The organism is Okeania sp. SIO2B3, assembly GCF_010672525.1.
In the GTDB taxonomy this organism is placed as follows: Bacteria; Cyanobacteriota; Cyanobacteriia; order Cyanobacteriales; family Microcoleaceae; genus Okeania.
The window spans coordinates 1-3537 of record NZ_JAAHGH010000213.1; the positions used below are offsets into that span (position 1 = coordinate 1).

Genomic DNA, 3537 nt, shown 5'->3' on the forward strand with positions numbered 1-3537 from the left:
AAATAGTAGCTAAAACTTCAGATTTAATCGAACGGGGTGAGAAGTATTTTGGGCTGATATGTCCCGGTGAAGAGAAGGCGTTTGTGGAGGTTTTGCCTCCTCCCGGATTCTACGCCGAACAGCAAAATCCTCCACAGAAGGATGAGTCTGAAATCCAGTTAGGACAATCAACAGAGCAGCTTGATCCTCCCGAACCGCCAAAGGTCGGAATGGAGGATAACCGCCGAAATAGTGCTAATAACAATTGCCCTAAATGTGGAGGAAAAAACCTCCTTAAAAATGGTGTACGTGAGTTAAAAAGTGGTAAAGTACAGCGGTATAAATGTGGGGATTGTGGTAAACAATTCTCTGTAAAAATGTCAAACTTAATTAGTGTATAGTGGTTAAAATTATGAAAGTTATTGTTGACATTGAAGAAAACTATTTTTTGCTCAGGCTTTGGCTGCCATTGAAAAAATAGCAAGCGGTGGTAATTTAGATATTGGTGATGTTAACAGCCTGGTTGATGCTGCAAAAAAAAGCTGCCTTAAATTGTGATTCTATTATTCCTTTGGAGTCTGGTAATGGTAAAAAAGAAACCTTGGAAAATATTAAATCTCTTAAAAAAATTGTTGCTAATCTTTCTTAGAATTATTTCAATATTTTTGCTTTGGTTATCAAAGTCAATAATTTACTTACTGGAAAGGCCAGATTTTCAAGTGCAAAAAGTAGATTATCATACTTATATCCAATCTCCACAGTGGAAAGCAAAGGGAAAAATATTCAAGAAAAAAGTAGGCAATCGCTGTCAAGTTTTTCCTTGGGTACAATTAAAAACATACGCTATTCATCACTGTGTGCGACTCGTTGGTTAGTCAAGACTGCTGAAAAGCAGGTATATCTAGCCTTCCAGGTCACAACATGAAGTGTATAACTCCGACCTGTGAAAACTCTTATATCCTTGATGGTGAAATTCCATCCACCTTGTTGTTGGGTTGACAGCATAGGCCACATTGGTGAGACTGAACATCAAACTGGTGAAGCTGGTCTAAAAGCGGGACAATACCAGTTACCAGGAACGATACCGCGAGCAAAGACTGACAAGTGGACAAACAGGAAGGTAATCAAACTCTCGTGAGAATAAACCATCCCCAAGGTAGCTATGGGATGTAGGACGAAAGTCAGGGGGTCAATGGCTAATCTCATGCAGTGGAGATTATCAACAACCATATTGAACCCTCCGGGAGATTTTACCCCACTAAATCAGCCGTAATAAAGGAAATAAGGGAACGAGGAAACCTCTCTAAGACACCTAAGCATATAGGTCGGAATCTTAGGAAGCCATTCAAGGTCAATCTGTACAACGGTTGCAGGTCTTAGGGAGAGTAGGATTAGATAAGAAGCATTAATTTGCAGACGTATCTACTGTTAGACGTAATGTAAGGCAATGAATAGTAATGAATAAAGCTCAAACACTAAAAAGAAGATTAGGAAACCCTAAGCCATTTTTAAGCGTAGCATGGGATACAAAGGATATACCGAATCAAGTTAGTATCAATCCAAACCTAAAATGGAAGGATATTAATTGGAAAAAGGTAGAGAAATCTGTGTTCCGATTACAAAAATTGATTTACAGAGCATCCAGCCGTGGCGAACTCCGCAAGATGCACAGATACCAAAAACTTCTTTTAAAAAGTTACTACGCTAGGTTGCTAGCTGTTAGGCGAGTGACACAGGATAACCAGGGAAAGAAAACTGCCGGGATAGATAGTATTAAAAATCTACCTCCCATGCAGCGACTAAATTTGGTGAACCTACTATCATCACGTTATCTCAAAGCAAGTCCCACCCGCAGAGTATATATACCAAAACCAGGGAGGGATGAAAAGAGACCTCTCGGAATCCCCACAATGTACGACCGTGCATTACAAGCCTTGGTAAAATTAGGTATGGAACCAGAATGGGAAGCACGTTTTGAACCTAATAGCTATGGTTTTAGACCAGGACGGTCAACTCATGATGCCATAGAGGCCATCTTTAACAGCATCCGGTATAAACCTAAATATGTACTGGATGCTGATATATCCAAATGTTTTGACCGAATTAACCACGATGCACTTCTAGGAAAGATAGGTCAATCTCCCTACAGACGATTAATCAAACAGTGGTTGAAGTCTGGAGTATTTGACAATAATCAATTCCTAGAATCTGTGGAAGGTACACCACAGGGAGGGGTTATATCTCCCCTACTAGCAAACATCGCCTTACACGGTATGGAAGAAAGACTAATGGAATTTGCCAAGACCTTAGACATAAGAAATGGAAAAGGTCATCAAATAAGCTGGAAACATAAATGTAAAGGCTTAACATTAGTCCGCTATGCTGATGACTTTGTAATCCTACACAAAGATATCAAAGTAGTTTTACAAGCAAAAACCGTAGTACAGGAATGGTTAAACCAGGTAGGATTAGAACTAAAACCAGAAAAGACCAAAATTGCCCACACCTTGGAAGAACATGAAGGAAACACACCCGGATTTGACTTTCTTGGTTTCACTATCAGGCAATGGAACATAAAGACAACCAAACAAGGATTTAAGACGCTGATTAAGCCATCCTCCAAGAGCATTAAAGCTCATTATCGGAAATTGGCGGATATATGTGATTCTCACAAAAACGCCCCTACTAAGGCTTTAATAGCTAAACTAAACCCGGTAATAAAAGGATGGACTAACTACTTCTCAACCGTAGTCAGTAAAGATATATTCAAAAAAATGGATACGCTCCTATGGAAAAGACTATGGAGATGGGCAGGTAGAAGGCATCCAAATAAGTCGGCTAAATGGGTTAAGAAAAAGTATTTCCCCCGCTGCAAAGGAACCAGTAATTGGGTGCTTAACGATGGCGGGTTTATACTAAACCAACACTCAGATGTTCCTATTGTGAGACACGTCAAAGTAAAAGGTAATAAATCCCCTTATGACGGCGATTGGACTTATTGGAGTAGTAGAATTGGCAAACATCCAGGCGTAAGGAAAGAAGTCACGACGCTTTTAAAACGTCAGAAGAATAAATGCGCATTTTGTGGACTAACCTTTAGATCAACTGACCTTATGGAAGTTGACCATATAAAACCAAGGTCAGTTGGTGGTGACAACACACTCAAAAACAAACAACTGTTGCACCGACATTGCCACGATACTAAAACTGCCTTGGATCAAAAGACATACGCAGAACCAAAGTTGCAGGACTTACCTGATGATTATCTATGGGTTGATGATATGTTGATATTAAGGCAGGGATGTACCCATGACAAGGGACGTTTAAGAGAGGAGCCGTGATGAGGTGAAAGTCTCACGTCCGGTTCTGAAGACGAGTCGGTTTGGTAACAAACTGGCTTAGTTTAACACTTATAAGAATTTAGGTGATGAAAAGTGGAATATTGATTGTGTAGTTTTGTCAAAATCTGCTCATGCCATTGTGCATAGTTGGTTGGCTGGTTCTATCTATCCAATAGGAGTAAGTGAGCAAGAAAAAAAAGGTAGTAAATATCCTAAT

The 3537-nt window shown here is 39.8% G+C and carries 4 protein-coding genes and 1 pseudogene; 4 read left to right on the forward strand and 1 reads right to left on the reverse strand.

Features of this window, described 5'->3' with window-relative positions; genetic code table 11:
* The 3 genes and pseudogenes from F6K15_RS37610 to F6K15_RS37620 form a co-directional block, all read left to right on the forward strand.
* A pseudogene (locus tag F6K15_RS37610) lies at positions 1-380 on the forward strand (hypothetical protein); the annotation flags it as partial.
* Positions 381-487: 107 nt separating this feature from the next.
* On the forward strand, positions 488-628 hold the full coding sequence (locus tag F6K15_RS37615) for a hypothetical protein (RefSeq protein WP_293071164.1): 141 nt from the start codon (positions 488-490) through the stop codon (positions 626-628).
* Positions 629-644: 16 nt separating this feature from the next.
* Entirely contained in the window at positions 645-854 is a 210-nt protein-coding gene (locus F6K15_RS37620) for a hypothetical protein (RefSeq protein ID WP_293071166.1), read from the forward strand.
* Between the two features lie 154 nt (positions 855-1008).
* Here the strand turns inward: F6K15_RS37620 and F6K15_RS37625 are convergent, their stop codons facing one another.
* A complete protein-coding gene (locus tag F6K15_RS37625; protein WP_293071168.1) occupies positions 1009-1209 on the reverse strand; it encodes a hypothetical protein in 201 nt (66 codons plus the stop codon).
* A 227-nt stretch (positions 1210-1436) separates the two neighbouring features.
* Between F6K15_RS37625 and ltrA the strand changes: the two genes are divergently transcribed.
* Positions 1437-3320 carry a group II intron reverse transcriptase/maturase gene (gene ltrA, locus F6K15_RS37630; RefSeq protein WP_363269555.1) on the forward strand — a complete coding sequence of 628 codons (1884 nt, stop codon included), beginning with the start codon at positions 1437-1439 and terminating at the stop codon, positions 3318-3320.
* Positions 3321-3537: the final 217 nt, after the last annotated feature.

Excerpts from the sequence above, each read along its gene's own strand:
- F6K15_RS37615 (WP_293071164.1), top strand. The coding sequence starts at position 488 with ATGTTAACAGCCTGGTTGATGCTGCAAAAAAAAGCTGCCTTAAATTGT.
- F6K15_RS37625 (WP_293071168.1), bottom strand. The coding sequence starts at position 1,209 with ATGGTTGTTGATAATCTCCACTGCATGAGATTAGCCATTGACCCCCTG.
- ltrA (WP_363269555.1), top strand. The coding sequence starts at position 1,437 with ATGAATAAAGCTCAAACACTAAAAAGAAGATTAGGAAACCCTAAGCCA.